The sequence below is a fragment of the Pantoea sp. PNA 14-12 genome (assembly GCF_004364735.1).
Taxonomy (GTDB): domain Bacteria; phylum Pseudomonadota; class Gammaproteobacteria; order Enterobacterales; family Enterobacteriaceae; genus Pantoea; species Pantoea stewartii.
In genome coordinates, this window is the sequence record NZ_SOAJ01000001.1 from 1,583,998 (window position 1) to 1,602,366 (window position 18,369).

General features: G+C 52.5%; 16 protein-coding genes and 1 tRNA gene. 4 read left to right on the forward strand and 13 right to left on the reverse strand.

Annotation, left to right across the window (positions count from 1 at the left end):
- Positions 1–9 precede the first annotated feature (9 nt).
- From C7434_RS07545 to C7434_RS07605, 13 genes are all read right to left on the reverse strand, one after another.
- Positions 10–1,059, reverse strand: a complete 1,050-nt coding sequence (locus tag C7434_RS07545; RefSeq protein ID WP_006120245.1) for a chemotaxis response regulator protein-glutamate methylesterase — start codon at positions 1,057–1,059, stop codon at positions 10–12.
- A complete protein-coding gene (gene cheR, locus C7434_RS07550; protein ID WP_006120244.1) occupies positions 1,059–1,931 on the reverse strand; it encodes a protein-glutamate O-methyltransferase CheR in 873 nt (290 codons plus the stop codon). The genes C7434_RS07545 and cheR overlap by 1 nt, the downstream gene beginning before the upstream one ends.
- Positions 1,932–2,013: 82 nt before the next feature.
- Positions 2,014–3,690, reverse strand: coding sequence for a methyl-accepting chemotaxis protein (locus C7434_RS07555; protein ID WP_039343223.1), 1,677 nt, complete (start codon positions 3,688–3,690; stop codon positions 2,014–2,016).
- Between the two features lie 109 nt (positions 3,691–3,799).
- Positions 3,800–5,362, reverse strand: a complete 1,563-nt coding sequence (locus tag C7434_RS07560; protein ID WP_039343187.1) for a methyl-accepting chemotaxis protein — start codon at positions 5,360–5,362, stop codon at positions 3,800–3,802.
- 255 nt (positions 5,363–5,617) lie between these two features.
- Positions 5,618–6,115 (reverse strand): chemotaxis protein CheW, encoded by a 498-nt coding sequence (cheW, locus tag C7434_RS07565; protein ID WP_006120241.1) that lies wholly within the window; start codon positions 6,113–6,115, stop codon positions 5,618–5,620.
- A gap of 23 nt (positions 6,116–6,138) precedes the next feature.
- Positions 6,139–8,130, reverse strand: a complete 1,992-nt coding sequence (gene cheA, locus C7434_RS07570; protein ID WP_199227839.1) for a chemotaxis protein CheA — start codon at positions 8,128–8,130, stop codon at positions 6,139–6,141.
- Positions 8,131–8,141: 11 nt separating this feature from the next.
- The gene (gene motB, locus C7434_RS07575; RefSeq protein ID WP_033741999.1) at positions 8,142–9,401 is read right to left on the reverse strand and encodes a flagellar motor protein MotB; all 1,260 of its coding nucleotides are present in this window, start codon (positions 9,399–9,401) and stop codon (positions 8,142–8,144) included.
- A complete protein-coding gene (motA, locus tag C7434_RS07580; RefSeq protein WP_006120238.1) occupies positions 9,398–10,285 on the reverse strand; it encodes a flagellar motor stator protein MotA in 888 nt (295 codons plus the stop codon). Before motA ends, motB begins: the two co-directional genes overlap by 4 nt.
- 131 nt (positions 10,286–10,416) lie before the next feature.
- Positions 10,417–10,995 (reverse strand): flagellar transcriptional regulator FlhC, encoded by a 579-nt coding sequence (gene flhC, locus C7434_RS07585; protein WP_033742000.1) that lies wholly within the window; start codon positions 10,993–10,995, stop codon positions 10,417–10,419.
- A complete protein-coding gene (gene flhD / locus C7434_RS07590) occupies positions 10,995–11,345 on the reverse strand; it encodes a flagellar transcriptional regulator FlhD (protein ID WP_006120236.1) in 351 nt (116 codons plus the stop codon). The genes flhC and flhD overlap by 1 nt, the downstream gene beginning before the upstream one ends.
- 978 nt (positions 11,346–12,323) lie before the next feature.
- Positions 12,324–13,760: an alpha,alpha-trehalose-phosphate synthase gene (gene otsA / locus C7434_RS07595; protein WP_033742002.1), complete on the reverse strand. Its 1,437-nt coding sequence runs from the start codon at positions 13,758–13,760 to the stop codon at positions 12,324–12,326.
- Positions 13,757–14,545: a trehalose-phosphatase gene (otsB, locus tag C7434_RS07600; RefSeq protein WP_033742004.1), complete on the reverse strand. Its 789-nt coding sequence runs from the start codon at positions 14,543–14,545 to the stop codon at positions 13,757–13,759. Before otsB ends, otsA begins: the two co-directional genes overlap by 4 nt.
- Positions 14,546–15,057: 512 nt before the next feature.
- On the reverse strand, positions 15,058–15,321 hold the full coding sequence (locus tag C7434_RS07605) for a hypothetical protein (protein ID WP_133745288.1): 264 nt from the start codon (positions 15,319–15,321) through the stop codon (positions 15,058–15,060).
- Between the two features lie 67 nt (positions 15,322–15,388).
- On the opposite strand from C7434_RS07605, the gene pmrA reads away from it, so the two are divergent.
- From pmrA to C7434_RS07625, 4 genes are all read left to right on the forward strand, one after another.
- Positions 15,389–16,075 (forward strand): two-component system response regulator PmrA, encoded by a 687-nt coding sequence (gene pmrA / locus C7434_RS07610; protein WP_033742008.1) that lies wholly within the window; start codon positions 15,389–15,391, stop codon positions 16,073–16,075.
- Positions 16,072–17,139: a two-component system sensor histidine kinase PmrB gene (gene pmrB, locus C7434_RS07615; RefSeq protein WP_033742011.1), complete on the forward strand. Its 1,068-nt coding sequence runs from the start codon at positions 16,072–16,074 to the stop codon at positions 17,137–17,139. Before pmrA ends, pmrB begins: the two co-directional genes overlap by 4 nt.
- Before the next feature lie 388 nt (positions 17,140–17,527).
- Complete coding sequence (gene msrA / locus C7434_RS07620; RefSeq protein ID WP_006120229.1) at positions 17,528–18,067, forward strand: peptide-methionine (S)-S-oxide reductase MsrA; 540 nt, start codon at positions 17,528–17,530, stop codon at positions 18,065–18,067.
- Between the two features lie 197 nt (positions 18,068–18,264).
- Positions 18,265–18,352 (forward strand) — tRNA-Ser (locus C7434_RS07625).
- Positions 18,353–18,369 lie beyond the last annotated feature (17 nt).

The following is an 18,369-nucleotide window of genomic DNA, read 5'->3' on the forward strand; positions in this document are numbered from 1 at the left end:
ACGGGCCTGTTAAATACGCAATGCCTGTCCGGCGCTAATTTTCGCCAGCATGTGCTGGCTGATGTTGCTTAAATCCACTACTTCGCTCACACCGCCGCTGGCTATCGCCTCGCGTGGCATGCCAAAAACGACACAACTTGCTTCATTTTGCGCGATGGTCCAGGCGCCGGCACGATGCATTTCCAGCATGCCTGCTGCCCCATCGTTACCCATACCGGTCAGGATCACGCCAACGGCATTTCGCCCGGCGTTGATCGCCACCGATTTAAACAACACATCGACTGACGGTTTATGACGGTTAACTGGCGGACCGTCGTTCAGCTTCACGACATAGTTCGCACCACTGCGACCCAGCTCCATGTGCATCGCGCCGGGCGCGATATAAGCATGGCCAGGAAGAATACGCTCACCATCTTCGGCCTCTTTCACCGTAATCTGGCAGAGCTTGTTTAGCCGCTCGGCAAACGAACGGGTAAATCCCGGTGGCATATGTTGCGTAATCAGCAGCGCAGGGCTGGTGGCCGGTAGCGGCTGCAATACGTGGCGGATGGCTTCTGTACCGCCCGTCGATGAACCAATCGCAATCAGCTTTTCACTACTCAGCAGCGGACCGGCTTTCAGCGTGACCGGGGCAGGCATGGTGGTGCGCACATGCAGACGTGCCCGGGCAGCCGCGCGAATTTTATCGCCAATCATCTGGCTGTAAGCCAGCATACCTTCACGAATGCCTAACTGTGGTTTGGTCACGAAATCCACCGCACCGAGCTCAAGCGCACGCAGCGTGATTTCTGAACCCTGTCCCGTCAGTGATGACACCATCACGACCGGCATCGGGCGAAGACGCATCAGTTTTTCAAGAAAATCCAGTCCATCCATGCGCGGCATTTCAACATCCAGCGTCAACACCTGCGGATTAAACTGTTTAATTAAATCGCGGGCCACTAATGGATCCGGGGCCGTCGCCACCATTTCCATATCAGGATGACTGTTGATGATTTCTGTCATCAGTTGCCGCATCAGCGCAGAGTCATCTACGCACATCACGGTAATTTTGCTCATCATCTTTCCTTCGTCAGTCCATAAACGGTTTGCCCACGCAGCCAGAACTCTTTACTAATCTGGCTAAAGTTTTCTGAGTGTCCGGCGAACAGGATGCCGCCAGGCTTAAGCAGTGGAACAAAACGACGTAGAATTTTTTCTTGTGTTTCTTTATCGAAATAGATCATTACGTTACGGCAGAAAATGGCATCGAACGGACCCGGCAGGTTCCAGTCGTTGGCCAGCAAATTCAGCTGACTGAAATTCACCATATTCGCCAGTTCGGGGCGCACACGCACCATGCCAGCATGCGGGCCCGTACCCCGTAAAAAGAAACGTTGTAGCTGTGCAGGCGACAGCGTCCGTAATTCTTCCTGGCGGTAAACGCCCGCCACGGCTTTTTCCAGAACCTGGGTATCGATATCACTGGCATGGACCTGGAATTTACCGGGTCCGGTTCCCAGCGTTTCGGCCAGGGTAATCGCGATAGAGTAAGGTTCTTCGCCCGTTGAGGCGGCCGTGCTCCAGACGCTGAAATTGCCCTGACGTTTACGTGCATGTTCCGCCAGGATAGGAAAATGGTGCGCCTCGCGGAAAAAAGCGGTCAGGTTAGTGGTCAGAGCGTTGATAAACGCCTGCCACTCAGCACTGTTAGGATCGTTCTCCAGCAGGGCCAGGTAGCGACCAAAATCATCAATATTCAGCGTGCGCAGACGACGTACCAGACGGTTGTAAACCATCTCGCGCTTATGATCGGCCAGCACGATACCCGCGCGCTGATAGATGAGCTGGCTGATACGGCGAAAATGGGTATCGGAGAGGGGCAGCCGCTGCACCATCTGTGAGAGCAGCGTTGTCGCCTCTGGTTGATCTAATAACGTCGATTTCTTCATCTTTGCACCTGGCCTGAACTACACCTGTTAAACGTCTGCTGCTATGCCCAACCGCACATCAGCGGTTGGGCCATCCAGGCAATTAGAAGGTTTCCCAGTTCTCATCACTGCGTGATGAGGGTTGGCGAATGCCCTCTGACGGACTTTCTAAACGTAAACTTTTTGCCGCCGTTGTCTTGTTAACGGCCTGCGTGACAATTTCTTTACCAATATTGAAGACAGAAACCGCTTGTTTTAAGTTGCTGGCCTGATCTTCCAGTGCCGCAGCGGCGGCGGCCGACTCTTCAACCAGCGAGGCGTTCTGCTGTGTCACGCGATCCATCTCGGTCACGGCCAGGCCAACCTGGTCGATGCCACGGCTCTGTTCGTCTGAAGCAGAGGCAATCTCTCCCATGATGTCGGTGACGCGTGTGACGGCGCTGACGATTTCGTTCATGGTATCGCCTGCGCTTTCAACCAGGACTGAACCGGTATTCACGCGACTGACGGAGTCCTCAATCAGCCCTTTAATCTCTTTCGCCGCCTGTGCACTGCGCTGTGCCAGATTGCGCACCTCACCGGCAACCACCGCAAAGCCACGGCCCTGCTCACCCGCGCGTGCCGCTTCCACGGCCGCATTCAGTGCCAGGATATTGGTCTGGAAAGCAATGCCATCAATCACGCTGGTGATATCGGCAATTTTTCTGGAACTGCCCGCAATTTCTTTCATCGTGGTCACGACACCGTCCACCACTTTGCCGCCCTGCTGTGCGGTTTCAGAGGCATTCAGCGCCAGCGTCGACGCCTGACGGGCATTTTCAGCATTTTGCTTCACGGTCGCGGTAAGCTGTTCCATGCTGGCAGCGGTTTGCTCCAGCGAAGCCGCCTGCTGCTCTGTTCGCGACGACAGATCGTTATTCCCTACGGCAATTTCGCTGGCGCCGGTATAGATCGCATCGGCCCCATCACGGACGGTGCTGACCGTACGGACCAGTTCACGTTGCATCTCCTGCAGAGACGTCAGCAAATCGCCAATTTCATTACGTACGGTAATGGCGATAGGCTGCGTCAGGTCACCCCGTGCGATATGCTGGATATGATCGATACTCTGTTTTAACGGGCGAATCAGCAGGCTGCGCATAAGATTCCACACCAGCACGATCACCAGCAGCGTAACGACCAGCGTCCCCGCAACCAGCATAATCATGCGCTGATAAGCGGCATTATTGGCATCGATGCCTTTCTGGCTCAGTACCAGGTTGTAGTTAAGCCAGTCGTCATAATCTTTTTGGAATTTGTCCTGATAACTTTGTGTCGGCTGATCAACAAACCCTTTAAAGTTGCCGTTGCCCAGAAACACAATCAGTTCCGCCAGACCATCGTGGAATTGTTTGTAATTGGCCTGTAGCGTCAGCACGTTAGCCGCACTTTTTCCTTTCTCTGACAGGTTGGCATTGAATAATTCATAGCCCTTTTCAGCCTGTTTCAGCTCACTGTCAGCCAGCGCCACCAGCTCTTTTACGGTGGCTCCCGAACCTGCCATCTGCCCATCCTGCAAATAACGAATGCCCGCACGGTTTAAGGTATTACGTGCCTGGACAAGCGCAACCCATGACGTTCCCATGGCGCGTTGCAAGGTGCTAAGACGCTGGTTATAAGCAAAGTTTTCTTTATCTTCCGTAACCGTTTTGAAAAATACCCCACCCGAGAAAACCTGCAGCAAGGCAAAAAGCCCCAGTACACACAGGAGGCCGGTGACAACGCGTACTCGACTAAACATAGAAACCTCATTCATTAGCAATTCGATTCTGTTTATCGGCCCGCGCAGGCGGAACTTTACTGACAGCGTGAATTGATCATCACGCTGGCAGTAAAAACTGTCAGAACGCTTAAGTACGGGAGATTTTGAAGACGGAAACGGCCTGGGACAGTGAGCTCGCCTGTTGCTCCAGCGCGGCGGCGGCGGCGGCAGATTCTTCCACCAGCGAGGCGTTCTGTTGCGTCACGCGATCCATTTCTGTCACCGCCTGCCCCACCTGATCGATACCGCGGCTTTGTTCATCCGATGCCGAGGCAATTTCACCCATGATGTCGGTCACGCGGGTGACGGCACCCACAATATTATTCATGGTGCTGCCCGCGCTCTCGACCTGCTGCGAACCACTGTCAACGCGGGCAACAGAATCTTCAATCAGCCCTTTAATCTCTTTGGCAGCCTGCGCACTGCGCTGCGCCAGGCTACGTACTTCGCCGGCGACAACCGCGAAGCCACGGCCCTGCTCGCCTGCACGCGCCGCTTCGACGGCGGCGTTCAACGCCAGGATATTCGTCTGGAAAGCAATACCATCGATCACACTGATAATGTCAGCGATTTTCTTAGAACTGTCTGCAATTTCTTTCATTGTGCTGACGACGCCATCCACAACTTTGCCACCCTGCAAGGCGGTTTCAGATGCGGTATGGGCGAGTTGTGAAGCCTGACGCGCATTATCCGCATTTTGTTTCACCGTGGCGGTCAGTTGCTCCATGCTGGCGGCGGTCTGCTCAAGCGAGGCCGCCTGCTCTTCCGTGCGTGCGGACAAATCGTTATTGCCCGCGGCGATTTCGCTGGCACCCGTAAAGATCGCATCGCAACCGCTGCGGACTTCACCCACCGTTGTCACCAGAGATTGTTGCATCTCACGGATCCCGGCGGCCAGTTGGCTCATCTCATTACGGCCTTCTACCTTCACTGGCTGCGTCAGATCACCGGAGGCAATCGTGCGGATATCCACCAGCAGACGTTGCAGAGGATAAATCAGCACCTGGCGCAGGCCAAACCAGCAACCAATGATCACCACGACCACCAGAGCGCCGACCATGCCCAGCAACCACATCATCTGAGTAAAGGCTTGCTGGTTTTGTTCTGCACCGTGGGAAGACAGCTCGCTCTGCTTAAGACGCCAGGCCGTATAGGTGGCCTGCATGGCCTGTTGCTTCTGTTCAATGTTCTGTTTGAACATGCCTTCCAGATCTTTGGCTTTCAGGCTGGCGATCATCCCGCGCAGACCGGTCAGATAGGCGGCAAAATGGTTTTGTAACTGATCGCGCATTTCGGTATCCGCGCCTGGCGTTTCCGGAATGGCATTAAACTCGGCAAGATACTGCTCACCTTTATTGGCTTCGCTAATGGCTTTGTCCGTCAGGCTGTCCAGCTGACCGCCGTTCATTTGCGATGCCAGACTGGTTTGTAACCGCAACATGGCGCGGTTGAGCGTAGTACGTGACTGGTTCAGAGCCATATAGGCATCCGTCATGGCCGCCACGTTGCGTGTTGAAATCTGCGACAAGGCAAACGCCGCTTTATCATTATTGAGCGCTGACCAAAACAGGCTGCCTGACAGCAGTTGCAGGGCACCGAAAAGCATCAGTACCGTAATCAGACTGGTCACCACTTTTATCCGTTTTAACATCTTTTTCCCCGACTAAATAAGTAACGTGCAGGGGCTGTATCGGCGGCAACGCAGGATGTTTTAGCCATTCCGCTTTTAAAAAGGGGTTCAAATGACTTTTGTAATTATTGAAACCAGAGCAATATGCTAATCCTGGAGCAGGATCACAGACAGCGTGTTTTTTGAAAGGTCGACGGGTGAAGGAAAGGCGGTGATGACAGGTTCGGCGTGCAGAATAACAACACGGGCCAGCGTTGGCTGGCCCGTGTTTAACGATTACGCGGTACGCAGGTTGTCGACCAGCGCCATCTCTTCGCTGCTCAGCAGCTTTTCGATGTCGACCAGAATCAACATGCGCTCGCCCAGTGCACCCAGACCTGTCAGGTACTCTGTTGACATAGTCACAGCGAACTCAGGTGAAGGACGGATCTGTTCCTGCGTCAGCGACAGGACATCCGACACACCGTCAACCACGATACCGACGACGCGGTTTTCGAGATTCAGCACGATCACCACGGTATTTTCGTTGTACTCAACGTCTGGCTGTGAAAACTTCACGCGCAAATCGATAATTGGCACGATAACGCCGCGCAGGTTTGTCACGCCGCGAATAAAATCAGGCGTGTTGGCAATGCGGGTTACCTGATCGTAACCACGAATTTCCTGAACCTTCAGAATATCGATGCCGTACTCTTCATCACCCAGCGTGAAGACCAGGAACTCCTGTCCAACGGTTTCGCCAGCAATTTTTGTCACGGTTGCCATTCCACTCATGTTATTTACCCTTTCGTTATCAATCAGGCGGCAGCGCCGGCCACACGTTTTTCACGGTTAAGTGATTGCAACGCCGAAACGTCTACAATCAGCGCCACGCTGCCATCGCCAAGGATGGTGGCGGCTGAAATACCTGGAACTTTGCGATAGTTGCTTTCCAGGTTTTTGACCACAACCTGGTGCTGACCGATTAACTGGTCCACCAGCAAAGCGTAACGCTTGCCCGCGCTCTGCAGAATCACCACAATGCCCTGCGTCGCTTCGGTTTTCGCCTCTTTCACGTCAAAGACGTTCCACAGTTCAACCAGTGGCAGGTATTCGCCGCGCACTTCCAGAACACATTCGCCGCCCGCCAGGGGTTTCAGCTCTTCAGCACGCGGCTGTAACGATTCCATCACCGCATTCAGCGGCAGAATAAAGACTTCGTTCGCTACGCGCACTGACATGCCGTCCAGAATCGCCAGCGTCAGCGGCAGCAGAATACGGATGGTGGTGCCTTTGCCTTGTTTTGAGGCAATTTCAACATGGCCACCCATTTCCTGAATGTTACGTTTCACCACGTCCATGCCCACACCGCGGCCAGATACGTCGGTGACCTGCTCTGCCGTTGAGAAACCTGGCGCGAAAATCAACATGCCGACTTCTTCATCGCTCATGTTTTCATGCACCGGCAGTCCCGATGACAGAGCTTTTGCCAGGATACGTTCGCGGTTAAGGCCCGCACCGTCATCTGACACTTCGATACAGATGTTGCCGCCCTGGTGTTCTGCTGACAGCGTCAGATTACCTGTGGCAACCTTACCTGCCGCAATACGTTTTTCCGGGGTTTCGATGCCGTGGTCAAGACTGTTACGCACCAGGTGCGTTAACGGATCGATGATACGTTCGATCAGACTCTTATCGAGTTCCGTCGAGCTACCCAGTAACGTCAGTTCAACTTCTTTGCCCAGCTTGCTGGCCAAATCACGCACCAGACGTGGGAAGCGACTGAAGACGTACTCCATAGGCATCATACGAATCGACATCACAGATTCTTGCAGGTCACGCGCATTACGCTCAAGCTGCCCCATGCTGTTCAACAGTTCGCCGTGCGCGACCGGGTCCAGTTCACCTGAACGTTGTGCCAGCATTGACTGGGTAATCACCAGTTCACCCACCAGGTTAATCAGCTGATCGACCTTCTCAACCGCAACACGGATGCTGCTTGATTCGCTGGTCTTCGCGGGCGCGGCAGCGCGTTTGCTTTCGCGTTTCACTGCGGCAACCGGCAATTCGGTCACGGTCGCAGTCTGAACATCGGCAACCGCAGGCGCATCCACGCTTTCGGCTACCGCCGCGGCAGCGTCAGCACCCGGGAAGCGAATCTGCGCTTCATCAATAACGAAACACAGCACAGCAATAATGTCGTCTTTGCCTACGCCGGTAATGTGGCACTCAAGCGTATTGCTGCCTTTCTTCACGTTGCTGAGCGTGCCAAGATTACCCAGCTCTTCCAGCATCAGGTCGATATCTTTTTCTTTCAGGTCGACCAACTGGAGGTGAACACCTTCAGCATCAGTGGAGGCGGATTCTGCCTGACTGACAGGCGTTTCAAGCGCAACCACAACCGGTGCTTCAACCGGCTGACCTTTCGCCTCTAACGCCAGCTGGCGTAATGCTTCACAGATATACTTGAAGCTTTCCGCGTTAGGCTCTTGCGCGGTTTTATAAGCATCTAGCTGTTCCTGCATAATATCTTTAGTTTCCAAAAACAGATTGATGATGTCGGTGCTGAGCTGCATCTCGCCGCGACGAGCACCATCCAGAATGTTTTCCAGGATGTGGGTTGTTTCCTGTAAAACCGTAAAACCAAAGGTTCCGGCTCCGCCTTTAATCGAGTGGGCGGCGCGGAAGATGGCGTTAAGCTGTTCAGAGTCTGGCTCCTGGGGATCGAGTCCCAACAGGTGTTGCTCCATATCCGCTAACAGCTCATCGGCTTCATCAAAAAACGTCTGGTAAAAATCGCTGATGTCCATGCTCACGGGAATCACCTCGGCTGTGAGGGGGCTGCTGTATTCACCGCACCTGCCGAAGACGCTGGCGGTGCGGAGGTTGTTTTCGTTGCATCCGCCGGTAGGGCTGACGGTGCAGGCGTTATTGTTGTTACCGCACGAACCGAAGAGGTTGACGTCGCGGAGGTCGCTGTTTTCGCCGCGACCGCCGGTGAGGCTGACGATGCGGAGGCTGCTGTTTTCACCGCGCTCGTCGATGACGCTGACGAGGCGGCGGTCGCGGCTTTCTCTGCGCTCGTCGATGCGGCTGACGGTGCGGAGTTCGCTGTTTTCACTGCATCCGCCGACGTGGCAGTTGCAGGTTTGGAAGATGTTTTATCAGCCGCATTACTGCCGGGTGCTGACGGCGCGGTCACTTTTTCTAAGGCAGAGGGATCGCTAATCTGAACCGCGTCACTTTCTGCGTTCTCTTTCTCAATCGCGGCTTCGGTATCATGGTTCAACACCAGCAAACTGATACGACGGTTAACGGCATCATCGCCGCCGCGATTTTTCAGTTTCATGGTATCCGCCATGCCGACGATACGCAGAATCTTTCCACCATCCAGCCCACCAATCACCAGTTCACGACGTGACGCATTGGCACGGTCCGCTGACAATTCCCAGTTGCTGTACCCTTTATCACCGGTCGCATACTGAATGTCATCCGTATGGCCCGCGATACTGATACGGTTAGGGATGTCATTCAAAATCGGGGCAATCGCGCGCAAAATATCACGCATATAAGGTTCAACTTCTGCACTGCCGGTCTTGAACATCGGGCGGTTCTGGCTGTCGATGATCTGAATACGCAGCCCTTCATCAACCATATTAATAATCAGGTGCGGACGCAGCGCTTTCAGGCGCGGATCAGCTTCGATTAACTGGTCGAGCTTTTCACGCAGGCGGTTGAGGCGAATTTCATCCAGCTTGCGTTTCTGCGCATCCATATCCACAACCTTTTTGACTTCACCTTCTTTCTTCGTAGCATCGTCTCCTCCGCCTGGGATCGGGCTGCTACTGTCGCTACTTCTCTGTCCACCCGTCAGCGCCACTTTTAAGGGCGTCTGAAAATATTCTGCTATCTGGATAAGCTGTTGTGGGCTGGCGATCGACAGCAGCCACATCACCATAAAAAATGCCATCATCGCCGTCATAAAGTCGGCATAGGCGATTTTCCATGAGCCATGTCCTCCTTCATGTTTTTTATGTTTGCGCTTTCTAATCAGCACAATTGGGCGATTGCCATGTTTCATGAGGTCTGATCCGAAGTCTGTTTAGCCGGGTTCTTCGCGTTGCGAACGTGTTCTTCCAGTTCGCTGAACGATGGACGCTCAGCTGAATAAAGCGTTTTACGACCAAACTCGACGGCGATCTGCGGTGCATAACCGTTCAGGCTGGAAAGCAATGTCACTTTCACGCACTGCATCATCTTGGTCGTTTCAGCACACTTCTGACGTAATACCGACGCCAGAGGCGAAATAAAACCGTATGCCAGTAAAATCCCGAGGAACGTTCCCACCATGGCATGTGCCACCAGTGCACCCAGCTCGGCGGCTGGACGGTCAGCTGACGCCAGGGCATGAACCACGCCCATTACCGCCGCAACGATACCGAAAGCGGGCAGGCCATCGCCGACGGCAGCGATACTTTGTGCCGGCACTTCACACTCGTGTTCATAGGTTTCAATCTCTTCATCCATCAATGCTTCGATTTCGAAAGCATTCATGTTGCCGCTCACCATCAGGCGTAAATAATCGGTGATGAAGTCGACTAACTGTTTATCGGCTAAGATGCGGGGATAATTAGCAAAAATTTCACTCTGGGCGGGATCTTCAATATCACGCTCAAGCGATAACATGCCTTGCTGGCGAGATTTCGCCATCAGCCGGTAAAGCAATGCCATGAGATCCATGTACACCGCTTTGTTGTATTTCGAGCCGCGGAACAGCAGCGGCAGAGCTTTGAGGGTCTTCTTGATCGATTTACCGTTGTTGCCCACCAGAAACGCGCCGACGCCCGCCCCGGCGATCATCAGCAGTTCTGCAGGCTGGTAAAGCGCGCCAAGATGGCCGCCCACTAAAGCGTATCCGCCCAACACGGAACCTAATACAACGATGTAACCTAAAATTATCAGCACAGAAAAATCCTTACGTCCGTAACGTGTTGGTCGACGTTAAGCCAGAGAAACCGGAGATGTTCACCCTGTGGAGGCAAAAAAAAAGCAGCGGGATTAACCGCTGCTGGATGACTTCCACATTGCGAACAAATTTAAACGGCGTGTTTAACCTGTTCATCCAGCAGTTGTGGAAAGATATCGGCAGTATCTGCAGAAAGTTTACGTCTTTTTACGGCACGTGATGGTGGCTGGCACAGGCTGCAGACAAAGCTGCCAACAGGCTGATGTGCATGATTAATAAAGCTGCCGCTGCAGCATTTACAATCTGATAATTCCAGCATACCGCTTTCAACGAATCGCACCAGGGTCCAGGCGCGTGTTAGCGCCAACAGCGGGCCCTCGTCCGATTGCGGGCACTGCTCGAGATAAAGGCGGTAGGCTTTAATCACCGCATCAATCCCTTTGCTCAAACCGGTTTTCAGTAAAAACGTCCAGGCATTACAGAACATTGAGGCATGAATGTTCTGTTCCCAGGTCATGAACCAGTCAGTCGAGAATGGCAACATACCTTTAGGGGGTGGACTGCCACGCAACTCTTTATAGAGTTTGATCAAGCGACCGCGGCTCAGCTGCGTCTCGCTCTCCAGCATTTGTAAGCGCGCACCCAGTGTGATCAGCTCCATAGCGAGCTGAATATCACGCGCTTCCTGAACAATACTTTTCTCACCCATTATACCGCCCTCTTTTTAGTAGGCGCGGCGTCTTTCGACGCACTGCGTAATAAACGGCTGGATAAAAGAATCCCAGTATGGATTTGTTGTAAATCATCCACACGTGATTCCTGCGTCAGGCGATTAATAACGGTGCTATCGGTGAAACGAAACTGACACACAAGTTGGTTGGTCTCAGCTAATTTCACCATTTCAGGTAAGGTTAATTCAGACAATGCGTCAGCCATCTTTTCATCGATCCCGAGGCGAAACATCGCAGAAGCTTTTTCCTGGTTAATTAATCGCTGCGCGAGCAGTAAATATGACAAGTTGATATCGTAAATATGTTTTAGTAATTCAGATGTACCCATTTTTCCATCCTGAGAGACGCGACGTAACTTACCGCAGATGACATCTCTGCGTATCGAGCTGCTGGTTGGTAAATCTAAAGATGGCAAAATAATTAAACATAAAAAGCAATGGTTCTGAGTTCTGCTTCTTTTTGCGACCCTGTCTGTCCGGTCAGAAGTCAATCTTTTCAGTCCACCTTATTCTTAAGTCGATAACCTTCTTCCCTGAGGCTTGCTTGCTTTTTTTAAGACTAATCCGAAAACAAGGCAAATCTATATCGGATGATCCTTACATACAACGACAGTTCGGTGAAATTTTAGATAAAGTGTGACGCAGGTCACACTTTTACCTCTATTTTCTTCAGTAACGCTTTATTATCCCTTCCTCACTGTCTGTTTTTTGCGCAATTTGACGTTTTTTTTACAGGGATTTGTCCTGAGCTGGACTTAATTGGCTACAAAAATCAGGGATGATTCTGTAAGGCAGGCAGAATTCCTGTTTATCTCAATGAATGGAATTTGCACCCTATTTAGAACCAGCCAAAACCATAAAACCAGTGGAATATGCTACCCATGGCGCGCATTATTTGTATTTAAATTAGTCAGTTAGGTGATAAGACAAAAAGAAGGGAAAACAGGGGCAGAAGGCCGACAATTCTGATTACGCGCTTTCTGACAATCCGTCGTAAAGGCTGAAAGCAACCCGTTTAGAGAGCGTACACCGATGTAACAAGGAGTTACATTAAGGATATGAATGAATTGCAGGCAGGAGAGTTTTATGCATTTTAACTATCGGCAGGAATGAAGAGAACTTTAGCTTAAACAGGTAAAGAAAGTGAATGGTGGTGTTAATTGCACATTTTTACGCCACTTTGCCGTCAGACGGACGCCTGGCGACGCAAAAGCGCTTTTGAGTTAGGGGACAATCATTAGCAACAGCGTGTATGCAAAAGCGGCGGGATGTAACGCACAGCAAGCCTTCCCTGGCTTGCTCTGCTGTCAGGCGAGTTTCGGAAAGGTGGCAACCTTGTTTGCCATGCCGTGATCGGCACTCCGCGGGGCAATCTTCTCAAGATCACGCAGGAAGTTTTCGCGCCATGCGGTGATGTCGTTTTTACGCAGTACCGCCATCATATCGTTATAGCGTGAGATACGCTCGGTACGGGGCATGGTAATCGCTTTATCCAGCGCCGCGGCCACTTCATCGCGGTCATAAGGGTTCACGATGAGCGCGGACGTCAGCTCGTTAGCCGCACCGGCAAAACGGGACAGTACCAGCACACCCGGATCGTCCGGGTCCTGCGCCGCCACGTACTCCTTCGCCACCAGGTTCATCCCGTCACGCAACGGCGTCACTAAGCCGACATCCGTTAAACGGAAAATTTTCATCAATAAACGACGGTCAAAGTGCTGGTTAAGATAATAGAGTGGCGTCCAGCCCAGGGTGCCGTATTTCCCGTTGATGCGCCCTGCCTCGGTTTCTAACTGATGACGAATATCCTGATAGGCCTGCACATCGCCACGAGACGTTGGCGCAATCTGCGAGTAACGAATCTTGCCGTGATGCTGCGGGTAGTTTTCCAGCAGCGCTTCATACGCCAGGAAGCGTTCCGGCAAGCCTTTCGAGTAATCCAGACGTTCGCAGGCAATGATATTGCGCACATCGCCCAGCTCCTTCTTCATCGCCGCCATTTTGGGTGGCAATGGCCCTTCAGCCATCTCCTTAATGCTGTCAGGTTCAATCCCTATCGGGTACACCTCCGTCATAAAGGTATTGCCATAGGCGCGATGTTTTTTGTCACCTTTATTCTGCAACTGCGTCAGCTGGCTCACACTGTCGAGGAAGGCGACGCGATCAGATTCCGTCTGGAATCCTAACAGATCGTATTCGCACAACATTTCCAGCAGTTCTCTGTGCGGCGGCAGCGCATTGAAAATTTCGGGCGTCGGGAAAGGAATATGCAGGAAGAAACCGATGCGGTTGTTGATGCCTGCCCGGCGCAGCGCGGCGGCAAACGGCAGGAAGTGGTAGTCATGAATCCACAGAATGTCGTCAGGCTTGATCAGCGGTTTCAGCCGCTGCGCGACGGCATCATTAACTTCGCAGTATCCTTCCCAGGCTTCACGCTGGAACTGCACCAGGTCTAAGCGGTAATGGAAAGCAGGCCAGATAACGGTATTAGAAAACTGACAATAATAGAGATCGTACTCGTTCTGGCTCAGCGGGAAGGAGGCATATTCAATACCATCATGCTCCGTTACCGATACCGGGTTTTCTTCCTCACCCGAAAATTCACTTATCTCACCGTTCCAGCCAAACCACAGTCCACCCGTGCTTTTCAGCGCATCCAGGATGCCAACGGCAAGGCCGCCCGCGCTGGTTTTGTTCCCATTTGGCATGGCGATACGGTTAGATACAACAACTAAACGACTCATAACCTAAACTCCTTACCAACGTTATCTTGCTCTAATTGTAATCGTGTTCTTTCCAGCCAAGCATAGACATCCGTAACGTCATGTAAACGATAACGTGCCTGGCTTTCGCCTTCTCCCACTTTCACGGAAATCCCGTGCATGGCATTGACGGCGGCAAAGCCTTTCTCATCGGTCAGATCGTCACCGATGAACACCGGAATACGTCCCGCGAACGGGGCTTCCTGCATAAATGCCTGTACAGCCGCGCCTTTATCAATGCCGGTCGGTTTAATTTCAACCACACACTTTCCGGGCTGCAACGTCAGACCCGAGAAACGTTCGACGGCGGCCTGCGCAAGGTGCAATATGTCCTGCTCATGTGCCATCGCCCGACGATAATGGAGGGCAAACGCCATCCCTTTCGCTTCAAGCTGCGTATCTGGCCAGTGGGCCATTTCGGCTTCCAGCATCTGTTTTAGCTGACGTTCAGTCTCTTCGGGCAGTGACACGCGGTGCACCTTGCCCTCCGCGTCACGACGTTCAGCGCCATGCACGCCGGCAGCCGGCGCGTGCAACGGTGCCGCAAGCGCATCCAGTTGCTCAACAGGACGACCTGATACCAGCGCCAGCGCGCCGTGGCATAAAGAAGAGAGGCGTTGCAGCTCTGCTACAACCTGTTCTGGAATGAAAGCGGCATCCGGCTGGGGCTGTATCGCTGCCAGCGTGCCATCAACATCAAAAAAGAAGGCATACAGACCGCCGCTCAATGACGGAAACGAGGCATTACTTTCTGCCGTCTGGGTCACGTGTCTTCTCCTGTAAACGGGTTCATCATCAGGACATCGCAGCAGAGAGCGTTCAGCAAGAGGTCGGCGCAAGGCCGAATGAAGTAAGGAGACTGCGCGGTAAAACCCTGCAATTCGGTAACTCTTTCTCCAAAAACATACGCGTTAAGTGCTGAAAAACTCACTGACTGTCGTTGTCGCCCCATAAAGTGTAGACGCAATCCTGCATTCTGCCAGAAATATGCATTTCCTGTGCCAGCCGTCACGCTTAATTCTGCTGCTGGCAATAACGGCGATTACCGGCCTGCTCACGCCGACTTATTTTGCGCCTGCAAAAAAGAAATAAAAATGTAATAAATGGTCCTGTTTAAGGTTTTCCTAATCTTTCTTATCCATACTGTTCACTTATTACCGTCTGACTTTCATTGTTGCGCGTTAATGCGAATGTATTAGCCAATAATAATGGAGACATTCACTAATGATTCAACCCGGATAAAATAACATTTTTTATTATTCCGACTTTATATTAATAGTCAGTCCGTCATGTTGCCCTTTCGCATTTGATAAAACGTCTTATTACGGGTTAAGGCATTATGCCGGGCGAGACGAAAAGGGGCTGATTTGCAGCCCTTTATCTCATCTTTAATTAACGTTTCCGCTGAGCTAATTTGAGTGACAACATTCGTCATGTCAGCAACAATCCCGGCATGTTTGCCCAAAGCAGGCACAGCCGACGAAACCGGGACGGCCTGCCTTATCCACTTGCCGGACAAGGTTGTCAAGGTGAGTTCGCGCAAGAGCGACCCGCTATTGCTGTGTCCGGTCATCGGTACTGATACAAAAGAGGTATCCTGTTAAGCGCTTATGAAAATATTAATTGTTGAAGACGATGCTCTGCTGCTGCAAGGTCTTGTTCTGGCGCTGGAAGGCACGGGCTATGTCTGCGATGCGGTTTCAACGGTCCGTTCCGCGGAAGCTCATCTTGCCAGCGGGCTTTACAGTTTGATCGTGCTGGATGTCGGCCTGCCGGATGAGGATGGACTGCACTTTCTGCAGCGTCTTCGCCGTCAGAAGCAGATGCAGCCTGTATTGATTCTTACCGCGCGTGACACGATTGATGAGCGCATCGCCGGGCTGGATGCAGGTGCCGATGACTATCTGATCAAGCCTTTCGCGCTGGATGAACTGCTGGCAAGGATTCGTGCCCTTATCAGACGTCATGTTAACCAGGGGGATACGCGCGTGGAGGTGGGCAACCTGTCGCTGGATATGACACATCGCCAGATCCATCTGGATAACGCCTTGCTTGATCTCACCCCTAAAGAGTTTTCGATTCTGTCTCGCCTGATGCTCAAAGCGGGCCATCCGGTGCACCGCGAATTGCTGTATCAGGATATCTACAATTTTGATAACGAGCCTTCGACCAATACGCTGGAAGTGCATATCCACAACCTGCGTGACAAGATCGGCAAAAGCATGATCAGAACGGTTCGCGGCTTCGGCTATGCCCTGTCCCCCTCCCAAACTGATAACGAGATGCCCGAGACATGAATACTGACCGCACCGGGACGACCATGCGTTTTCGGCTGCTTCTCACGATTGGCCTCATTATGCTGTTTTTCCAGCTCATCAGCGTGGCCTGGCTCTGGCATGAAAGTCAGGAACAGGTGCAATTTTTAGTTGAGGCGCATCTGCAGAACCGCAACATGGACCGGCATGTGCATAAAGAAGTCCGCGAAGCCGTGATGAGTCTTGCCCTGCCCAGTCTGGTGATGATTACGCTGACGCTGCTCCTGTGCTATCAGGCGGTACGCTGGATTACCCGCCCGCTCTATCAGTTGCAGCGTGAACTGGAGAACCGGAGCGAGGTAAACCTGGAACCTATCACCTTTTCCGGATCGGTGCAGGAGATTGACGCTGTTACGCACTCTGTGAATCGCCTTGTCGCACGTCTGACAGACAGTCTGGAACGTGAACGCCTGTTTACGGCCGATGTGGCCCATGAGCTGCGAACGCCGCTGGCAGGTTTACGCTTACATCTTGAGTTGCTACAACGAAATCAGGCCGTCGATACGCAACCTTTATTACATCGTCTGGATCAGATGACAGGAAATGTCGCCCAGTTGCTGCAGCTGACCCGTGCCGGCCAGCAGTTTACCTCGGGCAGCTACCAGCAGGTTGCCCTCATCGATGAAGTGATTGTGCCTATGGAAGCGGAGTTGAGTGCGATGCTTGCCGTGCGTCATCAAACGTTAACCCTTGATGTTGAGCACAGCTTCAGGGTGAAAGGCGATGCGATCCTGTTACGAATGCTTCTGCGCAATCTGGTGGAAAACGCCCACCGTTACAGCCCATCTGAAAGTAATATCACCGTGCGGCTTGAAAACACACCAGGCCCGGCGCTGATTGTGGAAGACGAAGGTGACGGCATTGATGAAAGCAGGCGCGGCGAGTTAAGCAAAGCCTTTGTCCGCATGGATACGCGCTATGGTGGCATTGGGCTGGGCCTGAGTATCGTCAGTCGGATTGTGCAGTTACATCATGGACAGTTTCTGCTGGAAAATCGCCCTGACCGTTCAGGTTGCCTGGCCAGGGTCCTTTTCGCGGTGGACTGATTCAGTTCACAAACCAGCAGGCCAGAAAGCTGATGACAGCGCTGACGGCAAGAATAACGGCAACGTACTCGCTGAATGGGCGTGATACGAAAGAGGTGGCGGTAACAGTCGTGGTTTTCATAGCGTCTCCTGTAGAATCCACCTCAGTATCGCTGCCCTGTGTTAAGGAAACATTAAGCGCTACATTCCCTGTCGCTGCTTAAACCTTCCCGACAGGGTGCCCACCGCTTGCCCTGTTCCCTGCTACGCTAAACGCATCGTGTGACAAAAAGGCCCCACATCAGACGGCGTTTAACGCGGCTCTCTTTACGCTGACGTCTTCAGAGATGTTGAAAATGCCTGACGTCATCCCCACCTCTTTCCTTCAGACCAGACAGGAGTAACATTTATGGCAATCGAATATGCAGTAATCGCAGGCGGCTGTTTCTGGTGTACAGAAGCGGTTTTTAAAGACGTGATTGGCGTTGAGTCAGTCGAAAGCGGTTACACCGGCGGCGAGCGCCCTAATCCGACCTATGAGCAGGTCTGCAGTGGCGCCACCGGTCATGCAGAAGCCATTCGCATTGGCTTTGATCCTGAGAAGGTCAGCTATGGCGATTTGCTGGACATCAGCTTTGCCACGCATGATCCAACACAGCTTAATCGCCAGGGCAACGACATCGGCACTCAGTATCGCTCCGCCATTTTCCCCGAAACACCCGAGCAGGAAGCTGAAGCCCGTGCCGCGATTGCACGCGCTCAGCAGGATCATGATAAACCGATTGTCACAACCATTGAGCCATTAAAGGCCTGGTATCCGGCAGAAGGTTATCATCAGGACTACTGGGAAGGTGCCGGCCAGCGAAACGGCTATTGCATGGCGGTGATTCCCCCTAAACTGCAAAAGCTGCGCAAGAGTTTTGCCAGTCGGGTTAAAACCGCCCAGTAACCGCCTGCCGCTGAGCGGACTTTACACTGCGTAAAAACGGGCGTTTTGTGATTAAAAAACCCGATTTTGCGCAGCCTTAACGCGATTCGTTCAGAGCTTAAGCGAATAGAAAAAAAGAAAAAAATAGTGCTTGACCGTTTCAGGTCGACTCCCTATAGTAGCGCCCCGTTGACCCAGCGCGGTCAGCAACAATTTGCGGTGAGGTGTCCGAGTGGCTGAAGGAGCACGCCTGGAAAGTGTGTATACGGCAACGTATCGGGGGTTCGAATCCCCCTCTCACCGCCACATTCAAAGAAGAGTCC